This is a genomic window from Paraburkholderia sp., from assembly GCF_047605525.1.
Taxonomy (GTDB): domain Bacteria; phylum Pseudomonadota; class Gammaproteobacteria; order Burkholderiales; family Burkholderiaceae; genus Paraburkholderia.
The window spans coordinates 25,282-51,435 of the sequence record NZ_JASGFN010000037.1 but is presented as its reverse complement, the minus strand read 5'-3'; the positions used below and the strand labels follow the sequence as shown (position 1 = coordinate 51,435).

Annotated in this window: 22 protein-coding genes; 13 read left to right on the top strand and 9 right to left on the bottom strand. The window is 64.1% G+C overall.

Features of this window, described 5'->3' with window-relative positions; genetic code table 11:
* Positions 1 to 249 precede the first annotated feature (249 nt).
* Positions 250 to 1,293, top strand: coding sequence for a transporter (locus QM685_RS34070; RefSeq protein WP_415123654.1), 1,044 nt, complete (start codon positions 250 to 252; stop codon positions 1,291 to 1,293).
* Between the two features lie 64 nt (positions 1,294 to 1,357).
* On the opposite strand, the gene hmpA is transcribed toward QM685_RS34070, so the two are convergent.
* Positions 1,358 to 2,539 carry an NO-inducible flavohemoprotein gene (gene hmpA, locus QM685_RS34065; protein ID WP_415123653.1) on the bottom strand — a complete coding sequence of 394 codons (1,182 nt, stop codon included), beginning with the start codon at positions 2,537 to 2,539 and terminating at the stop codon, positions 1,358 to 1,360.
* Between the two features lie 137 nt (positions 2,540 to 2,676).
* On the opposite strand from hmpA, the gene norR reads away from it, so the two are divergent.
* From norR to QM685_RS34035, 6 genes are all read left to right on the top strand, one after another.
* Positions 2,677 to 4,272, top strand: coding sequence for a nitric oxide reductase transcriptional regulator NorR (norR, locus tag QM685_RS34060; protein WP_415123652.1), 1,596 nt, complete (start codon positions 2,677 to 2,679; stop codon positions 4,270 to 4,272).
* A gap of 230 nt (positions 4,273 to 4,502) precedes the next feature.
* A complete protein-coding gene (locus QM685_RS34055) occupies positions 4,503 to 5,345 on the top strand; it encodes a MaoC family dehydratase N-terminal domain-containing protein (protein ID WP_415123651.1) in 843 nt (280 codons plus the stop codon).
* An 18-nt stretch (positions 5,346 to 5,363) separates the two neighbouring features.
* Positions 5,364 to 6,527 carry an acyl-CoA dehydrogenase family protein gene (locus tag QM685_RS34050; protein ID WP_415123650.1) on the top strand — a complete coding sequence of 388 codons (1,164 nt, stop codon included), beginning with the start codon at positions 5,364 to 5,366 and terminating at the stop codon, positions 6,525 to 6,527.
* A 16-nt stretch (positions 6,528 to 6,543) separates the two neighbouring features.
* Positions 6,544 to 7,722 (top strand): CaiB/BaiF CoA transferase family protein, encoded by a 1,179-nt coding sequence (locus QM685_RS34045; protein WP_415123649.1) that lies wholly within the window; start codon positions 6,544 to 6,546, stop codon positions 7,720 to 7,722.
* 91 nt (positions 7,723 to 7,813) lie between these two features.
* Positions 7,814 to 9,214 carry an MmgE/PrpD family protein gene (locus QM685_RS34040; RefSeq protein ID WP_415123648.1) on the top strand — a complete coding sequence of 467 codons (1,401 nt, stop codon included), beginning with the start codon at positions 7,814 to 7,816 and terminating at the stop codon, positions 9,212 to 9,214.
* Entirely contained in the window at positions 9,211 to 10,023 is an 813-nt protein-coding gene (locus QM685_RS34035) for an HpcH/HpaI aldolase/citrate lyase family protein (RefSeq protein WP_415123647.1), read from the top strand. Before QM685_RS34040 ends, QM685_RS34035 begins: the two co-directional genes overlap by 4 nt.
* A 36-nt stretch (positions 10,024 to 10,059) precedes the next feature.
* Here QM685_RS34035 and QM685_RS34030 read toward each other — a convergent pair whose 3' ends face one another.
* Complete coding sequence (locus tag QM685_RS34030; RefSeq protein ID WP_415123646.1) at positions 10,060 to 11,817, bottom strand: tannase/feruloyl esterase family alpha/beta hydrolase; 1,758 nt, start codon at positions 11,815 to 11,817, stop codon at positions 10,060 to 10,062.
* Between the two features lie 611 nt (positions 11,818 to 12,428).
* Between QM685_RS34030 and QM685_RS34025 the strand changes: the two genes are divergently transcribed.
* Entirely contained in the window at positions 12,429 to 12,617 is a 189-nt protein-coding gene (locus tag QM685_RS34025; protein WP_415123645.1) for a hypothetical protein, read from the top strand.
* Between the two features lie 120 nt (positions 12,618 to 12,737).
* Here the strand turns inward: QM685_RS34025 and QM685_RS34020 are convergent, their stop codons facing one another.
* The 4 genes from QM685_RS34020 to QM685_RS34005 form a co-directional block, all read right to left on the bottom strand.
* Positions 12,738 to 13,193: a GFA family protein gene (locus tag QM685_RS34020; RefSeq protein ID WP_415123644.1), complete on the bottom strand. Its 456-nt coding sequence runs from the start codon at positions 13,191 to 13,193 to the stop codon at positions 12,738 to 12,740.
* A 124-nt stretch (positions 13,194 to 13,317) separates the two neighbouring features.
* A complete protein-coding gene (locus QM685_RS34015) occupies positions 13,318 to 14,706 on the bottom strand; it encodes an MFS transporter (RefSeq protein WP_415123643.1) in 1,389 nt (462 codons plus the stop codon).
* A gap of 95 nt (positions 14,707 to 14,801) precedes the next feature.
* Entirely contained in the window at positions 14,802 to 17,006 is a 2,205-nt protein-coding gene (locus tag QM685_RS34010) for an acetate--CoA ligase family protein (protein WP_415123642.1), read from the bottom strand.
* 8 nt (positions 17,007 to 17,014) lie between these two features.
* On the bottom strand, positions 17,015 to 18,223 hold the full coding sequence (locus QM685_RS34005) for an acyl-CoA dehydrogenase family protein (protein ID WP_415123641.1): 1,209 nt from the start codon (positions 18,221 to 18,223) through the stop codon (positions 17,015 to 17,017).
* Positions 18,224 to 18,366: 143 nt separating this feature from the next.
* Here QM685_RS34005 and QM685_RS34000 point away from each other — a divergent pair, with 143 nt between their 5' ends.
* Positions 18,367 to 19,215, top strand: coding sequence for an IclR family transcriptional regulator (locus QM685_RS34000; protein WP_415123640.1), 849 nt, complete (start codon positions 18,367 to 18,369; stop codon positions 19,213 to 19,215).
* Positions 19,216 to 19,239: 24 nt separating this feature from the next.
* Here the strand turns inward: QM685_RS34000 and QM685_RS33995 are convergent, their stop codons facing one another.
* Positions 19,240 to 19,761 carry a GNAT family N-acetyltransferase gene (locus QM685_RS33995; protein WP_415123639.1) on the bottom strand — a complete coding sequence of 174 codons (522 nt, stop codon included), beginning with the start codon at positions 19,759 to 19,761 and terminating at the stop codon, positions 19,240 to 19,242.
* A gap of 67 nt (positions 19,762 to 19,828) precedes the next feature.
* Entirely contained in the window at positions 19,829 to 20,392 is a 564-nt protein-coding gene (locus QM685_RS33990) for a hypothetical protein (RefSeq protein ID WP_415123638.1), read from the bottom strand.
* A 266-nt stretch (positions 20,393 to 20,658) separates the two neighbouring features.
* On the opposite strand from QM685_RS33990, the gene QM685_RS33985 reads away from it, so the two are divergent.
* Both QM685_RS33985 and QM685_RS33980 read left to right on the top strand, forming a co-directional pair.
* Positions 20,659 to 21,573, top strand: a complete 915-nt coding sequence (locus tag QM685_RS33985) for a LysR family transcriptional regulator (RefSeq protein WP_415123637.1) — start codon at positions 20,659 to 20,661, stop codon at positions 21,571 to 21,573.
* Positions 21,574 to 21,694: 121 nt separating this feature from the next.
* Positions 21,695 to 21,946, top strand: a complete 252-nt coding sequence (locus QM685_RS33980; RefSeq protein ID WP_415123636.1) for a hypothetical protein — start codon at positions 21,695 to 21,697, stop codon at positions 21,944 to 21,946.
* 60 nt (positions 21,947 to 22,006) lie between these two features.
* Here the strand turns inward: QM685_RS33980 and QM685_RS33975 are convergent, their stop codons facing one another.
* On the bottom strand, positions 22,007 to 23,053 hold the full coding sequence (locus QM685_RS33975; RefSeq protein ID WP_415123635.1) for a LacI family DNA-binding transcriptional regulator: 1,047 nt from the start codon (positions 23,051 to 23,053) through the stop codon (positions 22,007 to 22,009).
* 289 nt (positions 23,054 to 23,342) lie between these two features.
* On the opposite strand from QM685_RS33975, the gene QM685_RS33970 reads away from it, so the two are divergent.
* Positions 23,343 to 24,248 carry an SMP-30/gluconolactonase/LRE family protein gene (locus QM685_RS33970; RefSeq protein WP_415123634.1) on the top strand — a complete coding sequence of 302 codons (906 nt, stop codon included), beginning with the start codon at positions 23,343 to 23,345 and terminating at the stop codon, positions 24,246 to 24,248.
* A 160-nt stretch (positions 24,249 to 24,408) separates the two neighbouring features.
* Entirely contained in the window at positions 24,409 to 26,142 is a 1,734-nt protein-coding gene (locus tag QM685_RS33965; protein ID WP_415123633.1) for a solute:sodium symporter family transporter, read from the top strand.
* Positions 26,143 to 26,154 lie beyond the last annotated feature (12 nt).

Genomic DNA, 26,154 nt, shown 5'->3' with positions numbered 1-26,154 from the left:
AGGCTCCCCCCTCCAGCCAGAAACCCCACCCCTCGCGGTGGGGTTTCGGCGTTTAGGGGCTCTGCGTAAACCCATGCGGGCTTCCCGACTGCTCGACCGCAACCTGTAACGCACCCATATGACGTTGTCGTGACACTCCGGCCGCCACGATTCGACAATACGACGCGGGAAAACGCGCGAGTTAACCTTCTTTCGATTGGTCAAGCTATGCTCAGGAATTCCTTCAGGAAGGCAGGCGTTGAGTGACCCATGAGATCTGATCTGCTATTGCAAACCTATGGCGCGGACTCGTCCGGTATGGTCTGCGGTTTCCGCTTTTCTCCGACGCTTGCCGGGCGGCCCGTAGACGCGGACGAAGTCGTCGAATGGTTCCGCGATAACGACCATGACGCGAGCGCCGCCGCGAAAGACGGCAGCGAGTTTCTGTGGCTCCATTTCAATCTTGCCCATAGCGCAAGCGAGCGCTGGATGAGAACGCAGCTCGACTTGCCGGAAACGTTCTTCGACGCATTGCGGGAAGGCTCGCATTCGACGCGGATCGAACATGCGGACGGTGCGCTGCGCGCGGTCGTGAACGACGTGATGTTCAACCTCGAATTCATCCCATCCGAAATTGCGACGCTATGGATCTATGCGCATAAGCGGATCATCGTTACGGCGCGCCTCAAACCACTGCGCTCGGTCGATCGCTTGCGCGCTTCCGTGCGGGAAGGCGAGATATTCAGATCGCCTGTCGAACTGCTGGTCCATCTGATGCGCGACCAGGCCGACCTGCTCGTGCAGATCGTGCGCCGAACCAGTGCCGACGTCGACCGAATCGAGGATCGTTTCCTGTCGCAACGGCCGACGCAGAACCGGCTCGACCTCGGTGCAATGCGTCGAACGCTGACGCGTTTGCAACGGATGCTCGCCCCCGAGCCCGGCTCGATTTTCCGTCTGCTGGCACGGCCGCCTCGCTGGCTTCATCAGGAAGACGTGCAGGACCTGCGCGAATCGACGGAAGAGTTTTCGGTCGTTCTCTCGGATGTGGCCGGGTTGATCGAGCGGGTGAGGTTGTTGCAGGAAGAAATCACTTCGCGTCTCGAAGAGCAGAACAACCGTACGCTGTTTACGCTGACGCTCGTGACCGTGCTGGCGATGCCGATCAATATCGTCGCGGGTTTCTTCGGCATGAACGTCGGCGGCATCCCGCTCGCCGAAAACAAGAACGGCTTCTGGTTAATGGTATTTCTGGTCGCCGGTTTTACCGGACTGGCGGGATGGTGGGCGTTTCGCAGGAGAAAGGAACGCTAGTGCGCGCGGCGGACCTGGCCTCTTTTTACGAGGCCAGATCCAAAGAGATCGATTACTCGCAGCGCTATTCGAGCGCGGCGGCCGGCCCGAAGAACTCGTAACGGCTTTGCGATTCAGGCACGCCGATCGCCTTCAGGCACTTCCTGATCGCCTTCATGAACCCGACCGGACCAAGGAAATACACGTCCACGTCGCGCGTTTCCGGCAGCCATTTCTTCAGATGCGTTTCGTCGAGATAGCCGATTTCATGCGCGTCGGCATCGCCCGCGCGGCGCTGCTCGTAGCAATAAAAACGCTTCAGTTGCGGATGGCGCGCGGCCAATGCGTCGATTGCATCGCGGAACGCATGCACGCCGCCATGACGAGCCGCATGGATGAAATGCACCGGCCGATTGGTCTTCAGCGCGGCTTGCAGCATCGCCATCGTCGGCGTGATACCAACGCCGCCGCTAATGAGCACCAAAGGCTTGTCGCCGGCCTGAAGCGTGAAATCACCGGCCGGCGCGAACAGTTCGAGCGCATCGTTCTCGTTGATCTGTTCATGCAGATACTTCGACACGGTGCCGTTCGGCTCGCGCTTCACGCTAATGCGATATTCGCGGCCATTGCCCATTGCCGACAACGAATAGTTGCGGCGTACTTCCTCGCCGTCGATGACCAGACGCACGCCGATGTACTGCCCCGGCTGAAACGCGAGCAATTCGCCACCGTCATCGGGGCGCAGATAGAACGACGTGATCTCGTCGCTTTCACGCACCTTGCGCGCGACGCGGAAGAGCCGCGTGCCGCGCCAGCCGCCCGGCGCCGTTTCGCGATCGGCGTAAATCTTTTCTTCGAGCCCGATCAGCAGATCGGCGAGTTGCTGATAAGCGGCGGCCCAGGCTTCGATCACGGCGTCGGTCGCGACTTCCGCGCCCAGTACTTCGCGAATGGCGCGCAGCAGACACTCTCCGACGATCGGATAGTGCTCGGGCTGCACGTTGAGCGACACGTGCTTGTTGATGATCTGCGACACGAGGCCGCTCAGTTGCTCGAGTTGATCGATATGACGCGCGTACATCAGCACGCCGTTGGCCAGCGCGCGCGGCTGTGCGCCGCTGGCCTGATTCGCGAGATTGAACATCGGGCGCACTTCCGGATGTTCGTTGAGCATCAGGTTGTAGAAATGCGTGGTCAGCGCCTCGCCTCCGCTTTCGAGGAGCGGTACGGTTGCTTTGACAATGGCGCGGTGTTCGGCGGATAGCATGGTGAAAAGTCCTGATGAAAGTCAGTTTAAGAGTCTGTCTATCAGCGAGTATCGAGCTGGATTCGGCAGACCTGCTGCTATAACCACGATCCATGCCAGGTATAAAATGCCGTGAAATCAATGATCTGGTGATAACCATGGTTCATTCGACTCTGGTCGAAAAGACTCAGTCCGCAGTCAGTCTGACTGCGGAAGCCGTCCTCGACATCCTGACTCCGCTGATCCTCGATCTGTCGCGCGAGCTCTCCGATCGTGAGCGTTACCGGCGTCTTTTGAGCAGCCTGCGCACGTTGTTTCCGGGCGACGCCGCCGCACTCCTGCGTCTGGAGGGCGACACGCTCGTGCCGCTCGCGATCGACGGTTTGAGCAGCGACACGCTCGGGCGGCATTTTCGCGTGGCCGAGCATCCACGTTTTCAGCAACTCCTCGCGCGGGCGGAGCCGACCCGCTTTGCCGCCGACTCCGATCTCCCCGACCCGTACGATGGCCTCGTGCAAGGCATGGCGGCCGGGCGTCTCGAAGTTCACGACTGCCTCGGCTGTCCGTTGTTTATTCGCGGCGAGCCGTGGGGCTTGCTGACGCTCGACGCACTGGACCCGGCGAGCTTCGATGCGATCGACATGGCCTCGCTGCAGGCGTTTCTCGGACTCGCCGCCGCCACCGTGAGCGTCGTCGAGCGCATCGATGCATTGGCGCGCAACGGCGAGGAGGCACAGCGTCGCGCCGAGGCGTATCGCCAGGCGAGCAGTCAGAGCAGGCGCGAGATGATCGGCAGCAGCGATGCGCATCGCCGCATGGTCAAGGAAATCGAGGTGGTGGCCGGCAGCGATCTGACGGTGCTCGTCACCGGCGAAACCGGCGTCGGCAAGGAACTGGTCGCCAACGCGATTCACGCGTTGTCGCCGCGCGCCAACAAGCCGCTCGTCAGTCTGAACTGCGCGGCGTTGCCCGATACGCTCGTCGAAAGCGAACTGTTCGGGCACGTGCGCGGGGCGTTTTCGGGGGCGTCGGCGGATCGGCGCGGCAAATTCGAACTCGCGGACGGCGGCACGATTTTCCTCGACGAAGTGGGCGAATTGCCGCTCGCCGTGCAGGCAAAGCTGTTGCGCGTGCTGCAGAACGGCCAGTTGCAGCGCATCGGCTCGGACCATGAACATAGAGTCGACGTACGGCTGATTGCCGCGACGAATCGCGACCTCGCCGAGGAAGTGCGTGCGGGGCGCTTTCGCGCCGACCTCTATCACCGCCTCAGCGTCTATCCGTTGCGCGTGCCGCCATTGCGCGAGCGCGGCCGCGACGTGCTGCTGCTCGCGGGCTTCTTTCTCGAAGACAACCGCTCGCGGCTCGGTCTGCTGAGTCTGCGGCTCGCGGCCGATGCGCAGGCCGCGTTGCTGCATTACTCCTGGCCCGGCAACGTGCGCGAACTCGAACATCTGATCGGACGCAGCGCGTTGAAGGTACTGGCGGCCAATCGCGAGCGCCGCCGTATTCTCACGCTGGGCGCCGCGGATCTCGCGTTGACCGACATAAAAGTGGGCGAACAGAATCCGGCGCCGGCACGGAATCAGGAAAGCGGCACGAAGGATTTTCGCCGCGCGGTGACGGAGTTCGAACGAAACCTCGTTGTGGACGCCCTGGCCCGCAATAACCGGAACTGGGCCGCCGTCGCGCGGGAGCTGGGTCTGGACCGCGCCAATCTGAACCGGCTGGCCAAGCGGCTCGGGCTCAAATAGCCGATAACGCGCCACACCGGCGGCACCGGCGCGAAGTTCGCCGGACCGCCTTGCATCGCCCGGATTCCCCGCGCGCCGCGTCAGTAAAACTACCAGGTCAGGCGGCGCCTTCGACACATGCCTTAACCAAAGCCAAAGACCCGCTTAGGAAATACAAACTTCGCGGAACGCAGCGCGTCGTTCATAGTAAGGCCCTATAACGCTCAACATCCGTACCGGAGACTTCGCCGATGTCCGCAGCCTCAGAGAAACTCGATGACTGGCTCAACAAACAGGAGGTGGCCGAGGACGACATCACCGCGTTTGCGCTGAGAGCGCTCGCCGCCACGCTCGATCGTGAAGAAAGCGGCAATACGGTGCCGCCGCTGTGGCATTGGCTGTACTTTCTGCCGGTGGCGCCGCTCGCCGAGGTCGGCCCGGACGGTCATCCGAAGCGCGGCGGTTTCCTGCCGCCGGTGCCGCTGCCGCGCCGCATGTGGGCCGGCGGCCGGCTCACGTTCCATGCGCCGCTCAAGGTCGGCGAACGCGCACGGCGCACCTCGACGATCGCCAATATCGAAGACAAGACCGGCCGCTCGGGCCGCCTCGTGTTCGTCACGGTGCAGCACGCGATCGAAGTGGACGGTGAACTGAAGCTCGAGGAAGAGCACGACATCGTCTATCGCGACGCGCCGCAGGAAGGCGCGCGGCCGCAGCAGCCGGCGCTTGCGCCCGAAGGCGAAACATGGCGCCGCACGATCGACGCCGACGCGGTGATGCTGTTCCGCTATTCGGCGCTGACCTTCAACGGCCATCGCATTCACTACGACTACCCGTACGTCACGCAGGTCGAAGGCTATCCGGGCCTCGTCGTGCACGGTCCGTTGATTGCGACGTTGCTCGTCGATCTCGTGCGCCGCGAACTGCCGCGCGCGACGTTGCAGAGCTTCGCGTTTCGCGCGCTGCGTCCGACGTTCGCGGGCCAGCCGTTCGCCGTGTGCGGCAAACCGTCCGCCGACGGCAAGACTATCGACTTGTGGGCCAGGGACCACGAAGGCTATCTGACCATGCGCGCGACCGCCGCGCTTGCCTGAATTCCACGAGAGTCGAATATGCAAACCACGCAACACGATTCGTTCCAGGACATTCGCGAAGCCGTGCGCGATCTGTGCCGGCAGTTTTCCGGCGAGTACTTTCGCAAGATCGATGAAGCGCGCGGCTACCCGGAAGAATTCGTCGATGCGCTGACGAAGGCCGGCTGGCTCGCCGCGCTGATTCCGCAGGAGTTCGGTGGCTCGGGGCTCGGACTCACAGAAGCGTCGGTCATCATGGAGGAAATCAATCGCGCCGGCGGCAACTCGGGCGCGTGTCACGGCCAGATGTACAACATGGGTACGCTGCTGCGTCACGGCTCGGAGGAACAGAAACGCAGGTACTTGCCGAAGATCGCGAGTGGCGATCTGCGTCTGCAATCGATGGGCGTGACCGAACCGACCACCGGCACCGATACGACGAAGATCAGGACCACCGCCGAGCGGCGTGGCGACCGCTATGTGATCAATGGCCAGAAGGTATGGATCTCGCGCGTGCAGCATTCGGACCTGATGATTCTGCTCGCGCGCACCACGCCGCTTGCGGACGTGAAAAAGAAATCGGCGGGCATGTCGATCTTTATCGTCGATCTGCGCGAAGCGATTGGTCATGGCATGACGGTGCGGCCGATTCTGAATATGGTCAATCACGAGACCAACGAACTGTTCTTCGACAACCTCGAAATCCCCGCGGAGAACCTGATCGGTGAAGAAGGGCAGGGCTTCGGATACATCCTCGACGGTCTCAACGCGGAGCGCACATTGATCGCCGCGGAATGCATCGGCGACGGCTACTGGTTCGTCGACAAGGTCACGGAATACGCGAAAGAGCGGGTGGTGTTCGGCCGGCCGATCGGGCAGAACCAGGGCGTGCAGTTTCCGATCGCGCGCGCGTTCATCAATGTCGAGGCGGCCAGCCTGATGCGTTTCGAAGCGGCGCGCCGCTTCGATGCTCACCAGCCGTGCGGCGCGCAGGCGAACATGGCGAAGCTGCTCGCGGCGGATGCATCGTGGGAAGCGGCCAATGCCTGTCTGCAATTTCACGGCGGTTTCGGCTTTGCGTGCGAATACGATGTCGAGCGCAAGTTCCGCGAAACGCGTCTTTACCAGGTCGCGCCGATTTCGACCAATCTGATTCTCTCGTACGTGGCCGAGCATATTCTCGGGCTGCCGCGTTCATTCTGACCCGCTGGCGGAAAACATGAGACCACTCGACGGCATCAAGGTCATCACGCTCGAACACGCGATTGCCGCGCCGTTCTGCACGCGTCAGCTCGCGGATCTCGGCGCGCGCGTGATCAAGATCGAACGGCCCGGCGTCGGCGATTTCGCGCGCGGTTATGACGAACGCGTGCATGGGCTCTCGTCGCATTTCGTCTGGACCAATCGCTCGAAAGAAAGTCTTTCGCTCGATCTGAAGCAGCCCGCGGCGGCGGAGATTCTCGATGCGCTGGTCGCCGATGCCGACGTGCTGGTGCAGAACCTCGCACCCGGTGCGGCCGAACGGCTCGGCCTCGGCTACGACACGCTGGGCGGGAAGTATCCGAAGCTGATCGTCTGCGATATTTCCGGCTACGGCGCGGACGGCCCGTACCGTGACAAGAAAGCGTACGACCTGTTGATCCAGAGCGAATCGGGCTTTCTGTCGATCACCGGTTCGCCGGGCGCGCCCGCGAAGGCGGGCTGCTCGATTGCCGATATTGCGGCGGGCATGTACGCGTATTCGAACATTCTGAGCGCGCTGCTGTTGCGCGCACGCACGGGGCGCGGCTGCCGCATCGACGTGTCGATGCTCGAGAGCATGGTCGAGTGGATGGGTTATCCGCTTTACTACGCAATCGACGGCCAGTCGCAGCCCGCGCTCGCGGGCGCCGCGCACGCGACGATCTATCCGTATGGACCATTCCCCGCCGGCGACGGCAAGATCGTGATGCTCGGTCTGCAGAACGAACGCGAATGGAAGCTCTTTTGCGAACGTGTGCTCGAACAGCCGGAACTCGCGACCGACGAACGTTTCGCGTCGAATTCGAAACGCACGGCGGCACGCGACGCATTGCGCGCGGTGATCGTCGCCGCGTTCGCGAAGCTGAGCGCCGCGCAGGTGATCGAACGGCTCGACCAGGCCGGCATCGCGAATGCGCAGATGAATACGCTCGCCGACGTATGGGCGCATCCGCAATTGAAGGCGCGCGACTGCTGGCAGCAAGTCGATACTTCGGCGGGCGCGGTGCCCGCGCTGCGACCGCCCGGTCTGCCGGATGACTTCGAGCCGCGCATGGATCCGGTGCCCGCGCTGGGCGCGCACACCGAAGCCATCCTGCGCGAACTCGGCTATGACAGCGCGCGTATCGACGCACTGCGAGCCGCGGGCACGATCTGATCCCGCATGCTGCTTTCGCGTCGGCGTGCGTGACGCAGGCCACGCCGGCATTTCGAACGAACCCGAGGGTGCTATCTCGCACATTACGATCATGAACGATCATCCGAGTCTCACGCTTGCCACTTTCGCCGCGCAACTCGATTTCGGCAGCATCCCGCACGAGGTCGTCGAGCGCGCCGTCAACCTGTACGTCGACTGGCTCGGTTCGGCGCTCGCCGGTAAAGGCGCGCGGCCGGTCGAGACGATCGCGCGTTTTGCGCGGCAGGCGGCCGGTGTGGCGAATAGCGCAAGCGGCAATGGTCCATGCGAAGTACTGATCGACCGCAGCCGCACGACGCCGTATTTCGCCGCGATGGTCAACGGCGCGGCGTCGCACTTCGCCGAGCAGGACGACGTGCACAACGGTTCGGTGTTTCATCCGGCGACCGTCGTGTTTCCGGTTGCGCTGGCACTCGCCCAGGCGCGGCGCGCATCGGGGCACGACTTCATCGCGGCCGTGGTCGCGGGCTATGAAGTCGGCATCCGCATCGGCGAATTTCTCGGGCGCTCGCACTACAAGGTGTTTCACACCACGGGGACGGCCGGTACGGTGGCGGCCGCGGCGGCGGCGGGACGGCTGCTCGGTTTGTCGCCGTTGCAGATGCTCGACGCGTTCGGTTCGGCGGGCACCCAGGCGAGCGGCCTGTGGGAATTCCTGCGCGACGCCGCCGACTCGAAGCAACTGCACACCGCGATGGCCGCCTCGAAGGGGTTGATGGCCGCGCAACTCGCGGCCGATGGCTTCAAGGGCGCGACGCACATTCTCGAAGGCGCGCAAGGGATGGCGGCGGGCATGTCGAGCGACGCCGATCCGGCGCGTCTCGTCGATCGCCTCGGCAGCCGCTGGGCGCTCGCGGAGACTTCGTTCAAGTATCACGCGGCGTGCCGCCATACGCATCCGGCCGCGGATGCATTGCTTGCCGTCGTGCACGCGCATCGTCTTGCGCCGGGCGATATCGCGAACGTCGTCGCGCACGTTCATCAAGGCGCGATCGACGTGCTCGGCGCGGTCGTCACGCCGAGTACCGTGCATCAGGCGAAGTTCAACATGGGCACGGTGCTCGCGCTCGTCGCGTATCACGGTTATGCGGGCGTGACCGAATTCGAACAGCGCTTCGATGCGAGCGAGATCGCCGCATTCCGCGACAAGGTGGCGATGGTGTTCGACGCCGAAGTCGACGCCGCGTATCCCGCGCGCTGGATCGGCAAGGTCACGGTGACGACGACCGACGGCCGCGTATTCGACGGCCGCGTCGATGAGCCGAAAGGCGATCCGGGCAATACGCTCACGCGCGATGAGATCGCGACGAAGCTGCATCGGCTCGCGGCGTTTTCGGGCGCGGCAAGCGCAGGCGAGGCGGCGCAATTGCTCGACAACGCATGGCGTATCGCCGACGAGACGCAGGTCGGCTCGGTGTTCGACGCGACTTCGCACGCGGCGGTGCCGGTATGAGCGCCGCGCTGCCACGCTCGTATCTGTTCGTGCCGGGCAACCGGCCGGACCGTTTCGACAAGGCGTTCGCGGCCAGCGCGGACGCGGTGATTCTCGATCTCGAAGATGCCGTACAGCCCGGCGAAAAACCGGCGGCACGCGCGTCGGTGTCGGCCGCTGTATCCGCCGATGCATCGCGTGCGGCGTGGGTGCGTATCAATGGCCCGGATACCTCATGGTTTGACGATGATGCCGCCGCGCTTGCCGCTCAGTCCGGTGTCGCCGGCATCGTGCTGCCGAAGGCCGAAACGCGTGAGCAGATCGATGCGGTGCTCGCGCATGCGCATCCCGCGCTGAGCGTGCTGCCGATTGTCGAGACCGCGCGCGGTTTTGCCAGTCTCGCTGAGCTATGCGGCACGCCGCGCGTGCAACGCATCGTATTCGGCACGCTCGATTTTCAGATCGATCTCGGCATCGATGGAGATGGCGAGGAGCTGCATTTCTTTCGTTCGCAGATCGTGCTCGCATCGCGGCTCGCGGGAATCGGCGCGCCGGTGGATGGAGTGTCTACGACGATTACCGATGCTGACGTGGTGGAAGCCGATGCGCGACGCGGCCGGCGTTTCGGCTTCGGCGGCAAGCTGTGCATTCATCCGAAGCAGATCGACGCGGTGCATCGCGCGTATGCGTGGAGCGATGCCGATGTCGCATGGGCGCGGCGCGTGCTGGCGGCGGTTGACGCGAGCAATGGTGCGGCGGTTGCGGTGGACGGGAAGATGGTCGATATGCCGGTGATCCTGAAGGCGCGCGGAATTATGGAAGGGCGGTAAGAGGTCACGTCCGCCCCCCACGGCCCGCGCGCGCTATCACTGCACGCAGGTAAACGACGCCGCGCTGTTCACATCGCCCGCGCCGTTATAGCTCGGCCACGCCGGATACTGGCACAGCGGCCGCGTGCGTCCCGGCACGCCGGCGGTATCGGTGACCACCTGATGCACTGGCGGCGTCCCGTGCTCGACCCAGTTCTCCAGCGTCGTCAGCGAGTCCCACGACGCATTGAACTCGGTGCCGACCGCGTGCTGCAATCCCGGAATCTCATAGAAGCGCGCGAACGAGCCGACGGCGCCAAACCCCATCGTCACCAGCATGCGTTGATAGTAGATCTCGGTTGCTCGCGTGCTGACGGTCTGATCCACGGTGCCGTGCGCCATCAGCAGCTTGCCGCCGCGCCGCATGAAAGGCGTCAGGTTCGCGTTGGTCGCGTCGAGCCCCGAGAGCATGCTGACACGCCCGGACCATCGGCCGGCGAGCGCCGGATTGAACGTCAGCGAGTCGAAGTTCGGGTTGTCCATCACCGTATAGCGGACGAACTCGTCGCTGATCTGTCCGTCGAACATCGCGGTGCTCTGCAATGGATACGACGGCTGGGTCGTGCCGAGCGCGAGCGTCGTGACGGTCCCCTCGAGCGGCGAACTGCTGCCCACCCCGAGATCGGCGCCATACACGTTATAGCCCGGATACAGCGTTTCGCCGCTCTCGAGCGGGTACGCAAACACGAGCGGCGTGTTCATCGTGTTCAGCGCCGCGATCTGCGGGTCCGACAGGCATGTATCACCGCGCGCCCGACCGCCGGCGCAGCGCAGTGGTTTGCCGTCGACGCTGGCGGTCGCCGGGTTGAACGTCGCATTGCATGCCTGCACGTTGCTGATCAGTCCATCGACGACGCCGTCGAGTCCGTCGCATGCCTGCATCACCGCGTTCAGCAGCAGCGCGCGTTGCGCGGTGTCGAGGTATGCGCCCGGCGCCGCGAAGCCTTCGGTCACGCGCAACTGTTGCAGGCTCAGCGTCGTGAAGTCGTACGCGGGATAGAACGCGATCACGCCGTCCCAATCCTGCGGCCAGCGCTGCGCGACGGTCAGCGCCTCGCGCCCGCCGGTCGAGCCGCCCGCGAAATACGCCTTGTATGGATGCTTGCCGTAATGCGCGTCGATGATCGCGAGCGACGCGTCATGCGTTTTCTTTAATGCCTCACCCATGAAATTGTCGTACGCCTCGGCGTTGACGGAGAACGCGCCGTTCACCGACCCGTTGGTCGCCTCGTGCCCGGAGTCGCTGGCGAACACCGCGTAGCCGCGCGACAGCGGTCCCGGCAGATCGGCCGGCGCGCTCGGCACGTTACCGGTTATCGCGGGAATGGAGCCGTCGAAGCCACCGCCACCGAGCATCAGAACTTTGCCGTTCCATTGGTCCGGCAACGCGACGTTGAACAGGATGTCCGGCGCGGACGGATCGACCGGATGAATCGCGCCGGCCACGAGGCAGTACGATCCGATAGCCGTCGCGCCGCTGCCGCTCGCCGCCACTTGCGTCGTCGATGTGACGACAGCTCCCGTCGTAGGCAGGCCGATCTCGCGAGCGCGGATGGTCAATCCATCCAGTTTCGGACAGCTTGTTTTCGATCGCGGCGGTGTGCCGTGCGGTCCGCATGCCATGCCCCGGCATGGACCGTTGTCCGGATCCGCATAGGCGCCGTGGCTCCACATCGCGCACAGCGCCAGCACACAGCACGTACCCACCCACGACGGCACGTGCCCACGCGCGCGCCACATTCTGCTCAAGTTCATCGCCGTGTCTCCTTCCAATGAGGCCTGGAGACGGCGCCGGGCGTCGCGGCATCAGCCCCTATGCCGCAACGCACACATGACCCTTGTTCCTTTAGTCAACAGCGCGGCTACTGCGTGCCCAACGCTCAATAGCGTTGCGCGCAATGCCGCCCGGCACCGCATACCCGCACTTGCTGTCGATTTAGTAAGAAGGCTTTCACCGGCCTGTCGATGTAGCGCTCGAAGGCCATCGCATTCGCATTACAGTTGGCGTTCTCTCTCCATACCGTCGGTGGCGGAGAGTGCTCAATTCATAATAGGCGCTAACTCACGCGACACGCGCCGAATTGTTCTCGAGTGCACGCCAGATCGTTGCGTTGCTCCGCACAGCGATTTCTATATTGTGTTGACGGCAGCCCAACAGATGAGAAGCACATTGCCCCATCGATACCGTAGCCGGACACTATAAACGAACGAAGCACCGTGATTTTTCACGGGAGTAGCGGAACCCGCGGATCGCAATTCCGTTTGGCATAGTCATTGCGTGAAAGGCACGCATGAACGGTAACGTTCATCACCCGCCGACCAAGGCATTGTTATTACGCCCCCGCTAATCACGAAGGAGAATCGAGATGTCTACGCTCACTATCAAAGATCTGTGCCTGACGAAAGACCTGGACCGGGACGCCATGGCCAGCGTGCACGGCGGCGAGGGCAAGTCCATGGCCCAGGTCGCGGCCGAAACCGTCACGCTGCTGAACCAGATCGCCTCGGGGGAATGTGAGTTCTCCAGCACCGGCAAGTCGTACGTCTGCTACTGAAAGACTGGACTGGAGACGATGACCGCCGTGCACAACGGCGGTCATCGCTCATAGCCGCGAATACCGACGTCGTCCGATACGCACTGACGCCCTGCGCATAATCAGGCCGCGCTCGCCTGTTCATTCGAATTCGTCGTGTTGCGGCAACTCGTCGGTGATGGAATACCACGGTGCTTTTGAACCCACGAAAATATGGGCATTCGGACGAATAGTGGGCGTATCCGTGAGCGTTCCCAATGTGACGTGAACGTATTCTCCGTTACGAACTACCGAGAACATGAGGCTTCCGCATAGCTTGCAGTGCACGTCATGTGACGCTCGTTCGTCGCCGAAAATCAACACGCTGTCTTCGCCCTGAGTAATACGCAGCTTGCGCGCTCGATACCGGCGAATGGTTTGAACGCCGAGCCTGTCGCGCGCCGGCAGTTTGAACAGTGGCAGTTCAACGCATAGGTGAATTCGTCCTTGACCGAGTAATGAACGGCGCCGCAAAGACATCGGCCAGCAAGCAATGGTTTCACGGCTGGACTCCGGAAAGAAGGGTACGTCGCACATCGACGGGAGCGAAGCAGCCATGATTATTGACGCGCTGAAGGGCGATGTCGAATGACCAGAACCGGCCGGGAGGACTCGGCGCTGAGATCATTCCGCGACGGCGCGCCGCCAGCGCCTGAAAGCCAGGCCGGTGCCTGGGCTCGCGCTACCGCTGCGTCGGATTGAACCCCCGGCCTCGCGCAATACGCGTGGCGGATGCAACCGCGACCGCGTTGCGCCCAGGCGCCGGAAACGCGAGCAGCAGCAACACGACGCCCGCCATCAGCGTCACGGCAAGTCCGATCAACCCGTATTGCACGCTGCCCGTCTGCGTCTTGACCCAACCGACGAACGCCGGGCTGACGAAGCCGCCCGTGCCGCCGAGGCTTGTGATCATCGCGATTCCGCCCGCCGCGGACGAGCGGGGCAGGAACGTCTGCGGGATGGTCCAGAATACGACGAAACAGCCATACGATGCCGCCGCCGCAAGCGCGAGCAGTCCGACGCCGACCGCTATATGATGGCCCGCCGCGGGCAACAGCGCGAACGCGAGCGCCGTCACCGCCGCGCTGCTCGCGACGTGCCAGCGCCGCTCCATCATCCGGTCGGAACTTGCGCCGACCACATACGTCCCCAACGCAGCCGCGATGAACACCAGCGCCGACAGCAAGCCGACGTCGAGCACGTTCGCCACGCCGAGATCGCGGATGATCGTCGGCGCCCAGAAGCCGATCGCGTTGAACGGCATCATCACCGCGAAGTAGACGAGCGCCGCGAGATACACGCGCGGATTGGCGAGCGCGCCGCGCAATCCGTCGAGATGGCTGGTGTGCTTCGACTTTTCGTCCGCGAGCAGTTCGCGCGCGACCAGCGCCTTCTCCCGCTCGTCGAGCCAGTTCACCTGCGCCGGCGCGTCGCCGAGAAGGAAGAACGCGACGATGCCGAGCGTCACGGCCGGCACGCCCTCGAGCAGAAAGAGCCACTGCCAGCCGGGCATGCCGCCGACGCCCGCGAGGCGCGTCATGATGAACCCGGAGAGCGGACCGCCGATGATCCCCGCAACCGCGGTCGCCATCATCAGGAACGCGGTGACGCGTGCGCGCCGGGCGCCCGGAAACCAGCAGCTCAGGTAATAGATGATGCCGGGAAAGAAGCCCGCTTCGGTCACGCCGAGCAGAAAGCGCATCGCATAGAACTGCGCCGGCGTGCGCACGAACATCATGAGGCTCGACACGAGGCCCCACGCGAACATGATGCGCAGCAGCGTGAGACGCGCGCCGATGCGCTGCATCCAGAGATTGCTCGGCACCTCGAAGAGCACGTAGCCGATGAAGAACAAACCCGCGCCGAGCCCGTACGTCGCTTCCGAGAAGCCGAGGTCGTGCATGAACTGCAACTTGGCGAAGCTGATGTTCACGCGATCGATGTAGCTGATCACATAGCAGAGAAAAAGCAGCGGAATCAGCCGGAAAAACACCTTGCGATAAATGCGCTCGATTTCGGCCGGCGTGTAGTCGCCCGCATCGGTCTCACCGTTGATCGAAGAGCTGTGCATGATGGTCTCGTGAAGAAGAAGACGAAATACGATAGTCGGTGGATGCTCGCGATCAACGCGCGGCATCCCGTCTCGCTGCAGCCGTCTCGCGACTGCTATCCGTCGACGATCTCCCCCGCGCGCCGTTCGGCTTCGGGTTCGTCTTCCCGCCTGTCCGAGGCCGCCGGCACGCAGTGCGCGAACGCATCCCCCGCCCGCACGCCCTTGCCCGCGGGGAGGACGAACAGCGGATTGATGTCGAATTCCTTCAGGCCCGGCGCGAGATCGAGCGCCATCGTGGACATCGCGACGATCGCATCGGCGAGCGCATCGACATCGCAACGCGGCTTGCCGCGCGCACCGTCGAGCATCGCGAAGGCCCGCAACTCGCGGATCATCTCGCGTGCCTGCCCGTGTGTCACCGGCGCGAGACGCCACGCCACGTCCTTCAGCACTTCGGCATAGATGCCGCCGAGCCCGCACATGATCGCGGGCCCGAACGACGGGTCGTTGTCGATGCCGACGATCATCTCCACCGCATCGCGAATCTCTTCCTGCACCAGCACGCCGTCGATGCGCGCACCCGGAACGTGCCGCCGCGCGTTCGCGACGATCTCGTCGAACGCGCTCGACAACATCGCCTCGTCGCGGATGCCGACGCGCACCGCGCCCGCTTCCGTCTTGTGCGGAATGTCCGGTGACTGCACCTTGACGACGAGCGGAAAGCCCGTCGCCCGCGCAAACGCGCGCGCCTCGTGATGGTTTTTCGCGAGCGCGCTCTTCGGCGTCCCGATGCCGTAGTGTGCGAGCAACCGCTGCGCGGCGTGCTCGGTCAGTCCGGCGGGACTTCGCGCGATCAGCGCGCGCGCCGCATCGGCGCGGAGCCGATCGGGGGTGGGCGCGCGTTCGGCGCGAGCAGCCGAACGCGTGCGCCGTGCCCGCGCATAGTCCGACAGCACCGCGAACGCGCGGCCGCAGCGCACCGGCGTCGCGTAGAGCGGCACGCCGGCCGCTTCGATCACGCGATACGCGTCCGCCGCCATCTCGCGGCGCGCATTCCACGCGAGCATCAGCGGCTTGTCGGTCGCGCGATGGACGCGCACGATCGCTTCCGCCATCGCGAGCGCGACCTCGCCGCTCGCCGCGGCCGCCATGATTGCGATCGAATCGATGCATGGATCGTCGGCGATGAGTTGCAGCGCGTCCGAGAAGATCCGCGGCTCGGCGAGGATGCCCGCCGTCAGGTCGACGGGATTGGCGAGCGATGCGAACGCCGGCACGATTGGCCGGAGCGCGTCGAGCGTCGCCGGTGAAAGCGGCGGCACCGACATGCCGCGTTCGCTGCACGCATCGGTGATCAGAATGCCCGCGCCGCCCGACAGCGTGACGACCGCGATCCGGTTGCCGCGCGGCAGGCGCTTTGCTTCGAAGGCTTTCGCGTAGTCGCCGAGATCGGCGACATCGGTTACTTCGATCACGCCCGTTTGCCGGAACGCCGTGCGATACAGCGCCGACGCGCCGCCCAGGTTCGCGGTGTGCGAGGCGGCGGCCTTCGCGCCGTCGACCGTATTGCCGACTTTCCACGCGAGCAGCGGCTTGCCCGCATCGAGCGCGCGTGTCGCGACCTCGACGAGCCGCCGCGCGTCCTTCAGCCCTTCGATGTACGTGGCGATCAGCGAGGTTGCTTCGTCGTCGATGCAGGCATCGACGAGATCGAGCAGGCTCACGTCGGCTTCGTTGCCGGTCGTGATGAAGTGGCGCAGGCCGATGCCGAGTTCGTCGGCCATCAGCAGGAGCGCGCAGCCGAAGCCGCCGCTTTGCGAGATCAGCGAGAGGCCGCCCGCACGGTAGTCGACGCCGAACGGCGCGCCGAAACCCGCATAAACGCTCGCGCCGGTGCTGACGGCGCCTTGGCAGTTCGGCCCGATCACGCGCACGCCGAACATGCGCGCCACCTCGGCGCATTCGCGCTGCAACGCGGCGCCCGCCTCGCCCGCTTCGGCGAAGCCCGAGCTATAGACGATCGTATGGCGAATGCCTTTCTCGCCGCACTGCCGCAGCATGGCCGGCACGCGACGCGCCGCGACCAGTATCAGCGCGAGCTCGGGTGTGCCCGGCAGGCTGGCGATGTCCGGATGACACGCCACGCCTTCGATCCGCGCGTACTTCGGATTGACCGGGTAGAGCGCGCCGCGATAGCCGTGCTGAAGGAGGAAGCGCAATGGCTGGCCGCTGATCGACTTCGGATCGTTCGACGCGCCCACGATCGCGATGGAACGCGGCGCGACGAGCCGCTCGAGGTCGAAACGCTGGGGATTCATAGCGGCACTCATGCGGCACGCGCGGCGGTCATGGCGACGCCGTCCCCGAGGTGTGCCGCGTGCTGCTGTGCCGCGCGGCGCAACGTGATCTTCGCGATGTTCAACTGATGAATCTGCGTCGTGCCCTCGTAGATGCGAAAGGCGCGCACGTCGCGATAGAAGCGCTCCACCGCGTTGCCCGCGAGATAGCCGCGTCCGCCGAGCATCTGCACCGCGCGATCCGCGACGCGTCCGCACATCTCCGAGGCAAACATCTTGCACATCGATGCTTCCAGCGCGACGTCCTCGCCGGCGTCGCGTTTGCGTGCGGTTTCGAGGATCATCGAGCGCGCCGCGTAGATTTCCGTCTGGCATTCGGCGATCAGCGCCTGAACGAGCTGGAATTCCGCCACCGGCTTGCCGAACTGCTCGCGGCGCGACGTGTAGGCAATGGCTTCGTCGAGCATGCGGATCGCGGGGCCGGTGCACAGCGCCGCCAGATGGATGCGCTGCTTGTTCAGCACTTTCATCGCGGTGCGAAAGCCCTGGCCTTCGACGCCGCCGATCAGACTGGCCGCCGGCACCCGGCACTCGTCGAAATGCACGTCGCCGACGGGCGAGCCGGCCTGGCCCATCTTCGCGTAGGGCTCGCTCGTCGACAGGCCGGGCGTGCCGCGCTCGACGAGGAACGCGGAAATGCCGCCCGCGCCGGGCATCGACGGATCGGTACGCGCCATCACCGTGAAGAGGCCGGCAAGCGGCGCGTTCGTGATGAAACACTTGCTGCCGTCGAGCACGTAATGGTCGCCGTCGCGGCGGGCGGTGGTGCGAAGCGCGGTGGCGTCGGAACCCGCGTCCGGCTCGGTCAGCGCGAATGCGCCCGTCAGCGCGCCCGACGCGAGTTGCGGCAGGTAGCGCCGCTTCTGAGCCTCGGTGCCATCCGAGACGAGCGCTTCCGAACCGATGCCGGTATTCGTGCCGACCCGCGCGCGAAATGCCACCGACGCCTGCGACAACTCGAATGCCCCGCGCACGAGCTGCTCCGTCGTCAGGCCCGCGCCGCCGAATTCGCGGGGAATGCTCCAGCCGAAATAGCCGAGCGTGCGCATGCGTTCCACCAGATCGGCGGGCACGGCGTCGGCCTGCTCGATTTCGTTTTCACGCGGAATCGCTTCTTCGCGCACGAAACGCGCGACATCGGCGAGCATCGGGTCGAAATCCGGGTTTCTGCTGGTCATTCGTTGTCTCCGTGATATAGGTCGATTTAGGGCCTACTATCGAACTTTTTCTTCCGGAGAGGCAGTTTAGTTCGACTATGCTGAACACAGTTTGGATATGCGGAACGGGCGCGTCAGAATGAACGCAATCGAACGGAGGAATCATGGCACGCAACGATGCACCGGAAACCGTGCCGGTCGCGAGCGACTATCTGGATTCGAAGACGCGCTACACGCCCGATGAATTCGACGGCGACCGCCAGTTCGCCACGACGCTCGCGCGCGGCCTCGACATCCTGCACTGCTTCACGCCGCGCGATTCGCAGCTCGGCAACGCCGAACTCGCGGCGCGCACCGGCATGACCAAGGCGACGATTTCGCGTTTCACCTACACGCTGACGCGGCTCGGCTATCTGCGCGTGAACCGGATGAACAGCAAGTTCCAGCTCGGATCGGCCGTGCTGTCGCTCGGCTATCCACTGCTCGCGAGTCTGCCGGTGCGGCAGATCGCGCGGCCTTCGATGAAGGAGCTGGCGGATCACATCCGGGGCTCGGTGTCGCTCGGCATGCGCGACCGGCTGAACGTCGTCTATCTGGAGAGCAGCCGCAGCAGCACGCCGCTCGGCCTGCCGCCGGATATCGGCTTGAGTTTTCCGATCGTGCGTACCGCGATGGGTCGCGCGCTGCTGGCCGCGCTGACCGTCGAGCGGCGCGAAGCGTTACTCAACGAGATTTCGGTCAAGTCGCCCGACGACTGGGCCACGTTTGGCGAGCGCGTACTGCGCGGCATCGACTATTTCCGGGAGCGCGGCTTTTGCGTGTCGTATGGCGATCTGCGCCGCGAAGTTCACGCGGTTGCGGTGCCGATGAAACCGGCCGCCGACGGTGAGATCCTCGTGTTCAATTGCGGTGTGCCGTCGTATTTGCTCAAGGAGGGACAACTGGAGAGCGATGTCGGACCGCGGCTCGTGTCGATGGTGCGCAGTGTGGAAGGGGCCATGGGAATGTTCTAGCGCCTGGTTCGACTGGACATTGCCTTACGAACCTTGAACGCCGGCGTACGGCGAAAATCCGTGACTTTCGAATAAACGTTCCGAAGCTACATTTCCCTTGGTAACCATCGCACAACATTGCGAATGACCACGGCCGGCCAATATGGACAATACGGCGTCGAGCAACGTTGCGGCTCTGCCTGACCGCTTACTTGCAGGGACAGTGGCTACGATGGCGATGACCGGGCAACCATAAGGCTCGTAGTCGCAAACGAGACACGCCGATTGAAGCCGTCCAGCCTGTTCGAGGATCCACGATGCCTCGGAAATCCATTCGCCATACCGTCCTCCAAGGATAGCCGCTGCCTTCAATGCGTATTGAGCTTCTGTCTGCCCGGCATCGTCGATCGTTCCCTGGAACGCCGAGAAGAAAAGCTGTCCCAGTTCCGGTATGTCTTCAGACTGAATGTGGCGCAAGCTGGCTGACAGCGCGATCGATGGACGGGGGCTGTCGGACAGCGCGCGCCTCCAAAGCTGCGCGCTACGTTCGTGGGTCGAAGCTGGCATCGCCGGGGTTTCCTTCCTGAGAAGTCTGTTGTTTGGCCACCTTCAGATTGAACATACCCAACCAAAGCTAAGGATGCTGTGTTGCGGTCACGTCGACAAATATATTGCCCTGCGCGTCGGCTCTAACGTCGCGAACCAGGATCCCGTACCGGACGTGGCTTACCGTCACCTCGAAGGGCTCTCCACCTGGTTTGAGTTCGAGCACTTCGTTGCCCCACGCCGGGCTCCGCAGCCCCACGGTGTATTGCGAGTCTACGCCGTATATATGGTCAATCACCAGGGAAAGGTCGGGAGTGAATTCGACGGGTAGGCCCAGTATGAGCTTGCGGCGAATTACCTTGGGACGGTGGTCTACCGTGATGTTGTCGACGTCCTTCAGGAACACCGATGACGCTGCTCGTGCCGTTGAATTCGCGGCGGAAACAGGTGCGGCGACGGAAGAGGCAATTGCCGTTAGCTTCGGTAAATTCCTCTGTGACGTTTGAGAGGAAGTCGTCGTCTTGTCGAAGGGCGGCCAGCTCATCATCGACTTTGCATTGGTCAGCAACGTTGTCGCATCGGAGAGCACGCCAACGATAGCCGCTGCGATGGCGCCGGCAGCGGCAAACCTGGACCAGTTCGGAACTTTCACACGAGGGCCTTCACGGTAAATGACTTACCGCTGTTATCGGCTGTTTCTGACTCCAGGTTGAGGTGATTCGCGGCGGATTGAACCTCGTGACGAACCGCGTCGGCCAGCGCAATGGCATCGTATTGTTTCCGCTTGCAACGATTCTGCCCGGCTTCGTCTTCGGCTAGTGCGAACGCGCGGCATCGACGTCGACACCGTACATCGGCTCTGCTCACCCGGTTAAGATGAAGCCCTCTTCAGCACACGCGTCATCCGCAGCTTTCACCATGCACTTCGATTTCGTCGATCTACGCCTGCTCCTTCATATCGCCGATACCCGTAACCTCGCGCGCGCGGCGGAGCGTTCGCATCTGTCGGCGCCGGCCGCCAGCAACCGGGTCAGGAATCTCGAGGAGCAACTGGGCTTCAAGCTGCTCTATCGAACCAGCCAGGGCGTGACGCCGACGCCCGCCGGCGAAGCGTTCGTGCATCATGCCCGGCTCGTGCTCGAACGCGTCGAGCATCTGGCGGGCGACATGCAGGAGTACGGCGAGGGCATCAAGGGACATGTGCGCATCTGGGCGAACACCACGGCAATCAGCGAATTCATGCCGGCCGTGCTCAGTCGATTCCTGCGCGATCACCCGGACGTCAACATCGATCTGCGCGAAGTGCTCAGCGGCGAGATCGTCAAGGGCGTCGCGGATAGCGCGACCGATATCGGCATCGTCGCGGGCAACGTGCATGCGGAGCATCTGGAGGTGCTGCCCTATCGCGACGATCGGCTCGTGCTCGTCACGTCGCTCGATCATCCGTTCGCCGGGCTGCCGGCGGTCGATTTCTCGCAACTGCTCGACGCGCACTTCGTGAGCCTGCCGACGTCGAGTGCGATTCACGCGTTCATCACGAGTGCCGCCGATGCGCTCGGCGCGCGTCTGAAGCTGCGCATCCAGGTCGGCAACTTCGAGGCCGCGTGCCGGATGATCGAGGCGGGTGTCGGGATCGGTATCGTGCCGGAGTCGGTCGCGCTGCGGCACAGAAAGACGATGCATATCGCGCTGGTCGGTTTGAACGATCCGTGGGCCGAGCGCAAGCTGAAGATCTGCGTGCGTAGTCTGAAGGATCTGCCGCCGTTCGCGCGCGTGCTGGTCGACCGCTTGATGGCGGGGGTGGAAGGAGAGGATCTGGCGATGCGGTCGTAGATGGAAGGGCCGCCTGCGCTCGCCTAAACTTGAAACTTCACGATTCTTCTTCAGCGCTCGGGACGATCGGCTGCCGGTTCGGGTTGCGCGCCGAACGCCGAACGGCCAGCGCATCCCCATCATGAAATCTTCGAAACAGTGGTTCGTGCTCACGGCGTTGCTGGCCGCCGTCGCGACACAGCCGGTGCTGGCTGCTGCTTCCGATGTATCGCCGCAAACAGCCGCATCGCCAGACGTCGCGCCGCAATGCGATTCCGTCAGCTTTGCTACCGGCTCGCCGCGCAATCGCGCCGCGTGCCGGCGTATTTTCGCGCGCGAGGCGCGCCCGACGGTGCAAACGTCGCCGCTCACGGCGTCGGATTTTGGCTCCTGAGGTTTGCCTAAGAAAAGCGCGTGTCATGCATGCGCGTTGTTCTGAGCGCCGCATTCACACTCACACCGCACTCGCCGTTACCGCGCGCGACGTCAGACTGCTTTCCCTGACGACCAGCTCAAACCCGACATCGACCACCTTCGACTCCGGCGCCCGCTCGATACCGCCCGCGCTATCCGCATCACCGCCCGTTTCGAGCCGATGCAGCAATTCCTCCGCAATCCGCAATCCGATCGTCGCCGCATGCGGTTGAATCGTCGTAAGCGGCGGCACGCACACCTTGCTGAACGGCAGATCCCCGAAGCCTGTCACCGCCAGTTGCTCCGGCACGCTGATACCACGCCGCTGCGCCTCGAACAGCACGCCCAACGCCATCACGTCGTTCGAACAGGCAATCGTCTGCAAATCAGGCACGCTTTCAAGCGCCGTACCGAGCGCGTCGCCCCCACTTGTCGGCGACGCACCGCTTTGCAGATCGATGACGAACACCTCGACGCCTTTCCTCGCCAGCCAGTCGCGCAGACCATCGCAGCGCTGCCGCGCGCGCAAGTCGCTGGTCATCCGCGCGCCCGCGAACGCGATGCGCCGCGCGCCGAGGTCATACAGATGCCTGGCCAGCGTCTCGCCGACCGCGCGATGCGAAAACCCCACCTGAAGATCGAACGGCTCGCCGCCGAGCTCCCACATCTCGGCGACCGGCGCGCGGGCCTGGCGCAGCAGCGCGCGGGTCGCGTCGTCGTGGCGGCAGCCGGTCACGACGAGCGCGGTCGGCGACCACGACAGGAACGTGCGCACGAGGCCCGTTTCGCGCGCGGCGTCGTAATCGCTCGCGCCGAGCAGCAGTTGATAGCCGTGGCGGTCGAACTCCTTCTGCATCGCCGCGACGGTCGCCGAAAAGAACGCGTTGCTCAGCGACGGCACCACGACACCGATTGCGCGCGTGCGCGCCGCGGCGAGACTGCCCGCGAGCAGATTGGGAACGTAGCCGAGCACTTCGATGGCCTGCTTGATGCGCGGCGCGATGCGTGGCGAGACCGCCTCGGGATTGCGCAGAAACAGCGAAACGGAACTGGCGGAGACGCGCGCGCGTGCCGCGACGTCGTCCATGGTGACGCGGTTGGTGCCGCGTCGGATGCGAGTGGGAGCTTTGCTTGTCTGGGACATTCGGCCATATTGGGGAAGGAGCCGCGCGATCCGCGCGGCGCGACCGATCATTTTAAACCCGCAGCGCAACGAATTCTTCGATCAGTAATAACCCTGGTGGCCTTACATGGAATCGCAGCGCTATTATTTCGCAGCGCTGCGATTTTTGATGAAGAGGTTGATCGCGGCAGTTTTCGGCGCTTCTCCATCGTTGCACGGCGCCCCTCGTGAGACCTTTTTCATCCGCCCGATCATGACCGCTCAATCCGAGTTCACCGAGTTTCGCTGCGTGCTGGACGCCCGCGCCCAGCTCGGCGAATGTCCGCGCTGGGACGAGCGCGAGCGCGTGCTGTACTGGGTCGACATTCTCGAGCCGGCGCTGCATCGCTTCGATCCGGCGAGCGGCGCGGCAACCAGATTCGCATTACCCGAACATATCGGCTGCTTTTCGCTAAGCAAGGGCGGCGGCTTTATCGCCGGCCTGCGCTCCGGTATCTGGACGCTCGACGGCGAAGCCCGGCCGCGGGAAATGCTCGCGGCCAATCCCGAGAATCCCCGGACGAGCCGCTTCAACGATGGCCGCTGCGACGCCGCCGGCCGTTTCTTCGCCGGCACGATCGACGAACCGAAGGCGGGCGGCAACGCCCATCTGTACCGCCTGAGCCTGAACGGCGGCGCGACGCTCGACGCGATCAGCGCCGGCCTGATGACGTCGAACGGTCTCGCCTTCAGCCCCGATGGCCGCTGGCTCTACCATTCGGACACGCCGCGCTTCACCGTCTACCGTTCGGCCTACGACGCCGCCACCGGCACCTGCGGCGAGCGCGAAACGTGGATCAGCGTGGAACCGACACCGCAAGACCGCGGCCGCCCGGACGGCGCGGCCGTCGACGCCGAAGGCTATTACTGGAGCGCGTTCTACGAAGGCGGCCGGGTCGTGCGCTTCACGCCCGCTGGCCGCGTCGACGCGGTCTACCCGCTGCCGGTCACGTGCCCGACGATGTGCGCGTTCGGCGACCCGGACCTGCGCACGCTGTACGTGACGAGCGCACGCGCGGGCCGTCCCGCCGACGAACTCGCCCGCGAACCCCTGGCCGGCGGCCTCTTTGCGCTGCGAACGGCAGTGCCCGGCCTCGTTGAACCCCGCTGGCGAGGCTGAACCGGGATGAACCGCGGGAGTTCTGGATAAACGTAGTCGAATATTTTTTTGCTCGAAAATCGTAGCGCTGCGAAAATGACGCCCGCCGCAACCGGGATCCAGCAGACAGCGCCCGCATTAACCTCAGGAAGAAATCGAGGAGACGATCATTTTTACGATATTGAGTTTTGCCTTCTTCACCGCGCTGGTCGGCTTTGTGTCCTATCTGTTCACGCGCCGCGCGAAAGACGTCGGCGCGCGCGGCTACTTCATGGCGAGCGGCGGACTGACCGGCTGGTTCATTGCCGGCTCGATGATGCTGACCAATCTGTCGGTCGAGCAGATGGTGGGTCTGAACGGTGACGCGTACGCGCACAACCTGTCGGCGATGGCCTGGGAGTGCACGGCCGCGGTAGCGACCGTCGCGCTCGCGATGTTCTTCCTGCCGCGCTACCTCCGCGGCGGTTTCTCGACGCTGCCACAGTTTCTCGAAGAGCGCTTCGACGCGACCACGCGGCGCGTGGTCAGCGCGTTCTTCGTGGTCGGCTACATGCTGGTCGTGAATCCGTCGGGCCTCTATCTCGGCGCAATCACGTTCAACCAGGTGTTCGGCGTGCAGGCGCTGCTCGGCACCTCGTATCCGATGACGATCACGCTGCTCGTGTGGTTCTCGGGCGCGATCGGCGCGCTGTACGCGATCTTCGGCGGGCTGCGCGCGGTCGCGGTGTCCGACACGATCAACGGCGTCGGTCTGCTGGTCGCGGGTCTGATGGTGCCGGTGCTCGGCTTCTATGCGCTCGGTCACGGCAATTTCTTCAGCGGCTTTCATATGGTCGCGACGCAGGCGCCGGAGAAGCTGTCGGCGATCGGCGGCCCGCAGGACTCGGTGCCGTTCGGCACGCTGTTTACCGGCATGATCTTCGCGAATCTCTTCTACTGGTGTACGAACCAGGCGATCGTGCAGCGCACGTTCGCGGCGAAGAATCTCGCCGAAGGCCAGAAGGGCGTGCTGCTGTCGGGTCTGCTGAAGCTGCTCGTGCCGGTCGTAATGATGCTGCCCGGCGTGATCGCGTTCCATCTGTACAAGAGCAATCCGCTGAGCCGCCCGGACCTCGCGTATCCGCAACTGGTGGCCGATCTGCTGCCGTGGTGGGCGAAGGGTTTCTTCGTCGCGGTGCTGTTCGGCACGGTGATGAGCCACTTCAACGCGGTGATCAACAGCACCGCGACGCTCGTCGCGTTCGACTTCTATCGCGTGTGGAAGCCGAAGGCATCGGACAACAAGCTGATTCGCGTCGGCAAGACGGCGAGCATCGTGATCGCGGTCGTGTCGCTGCTGATCGCGCCGCTCCTGATGTATGCGCCGGACGGCATCTATACCGTGATGCGCCGTTTCACCGGCTTCTTCAACATTCCGATCATCGCCGTGGTGCTGGTGGGCTTCTTCAACCGGAAGATCGGCGCGCTGCCCGCCAAGATCGTGCTGCTGCTGCACGTGATCGCCTACACGCTGCTGATTTTCGTGTTCAAGGTCGACAAGGTCTACGGCATCAACTTCATTCACATCATGGGCATCCTGTTCGTGTGCGAAGTGTCGCTGATGCTGCTGCTCGGTATCCGCTATCCGCGGGGGGTGCCGTATGAGCCGCATTTCCGCCAGCACGGCGACCTCACGCCGTGGCGTTTCGCAAGCACGATGAGCGTGCTGCTGATGGCGATGCTCGTGAGCCTGTATCTGACGTTCTCGCCGCTCGGCGTCGCGCGGCATGGCGGCGTGACCACCCAATACATCGTGTGGATGGCGATTACGTGGTGCGTGGCGGCGGTGCTGATCGCGACGTTCCGGCGTCGGGACGCGGCGATCGCGCAGCGCAACGTGGACTGGCACGCCGCGCAGTCGGAACACCAGCATTGATTTTCTGAATCA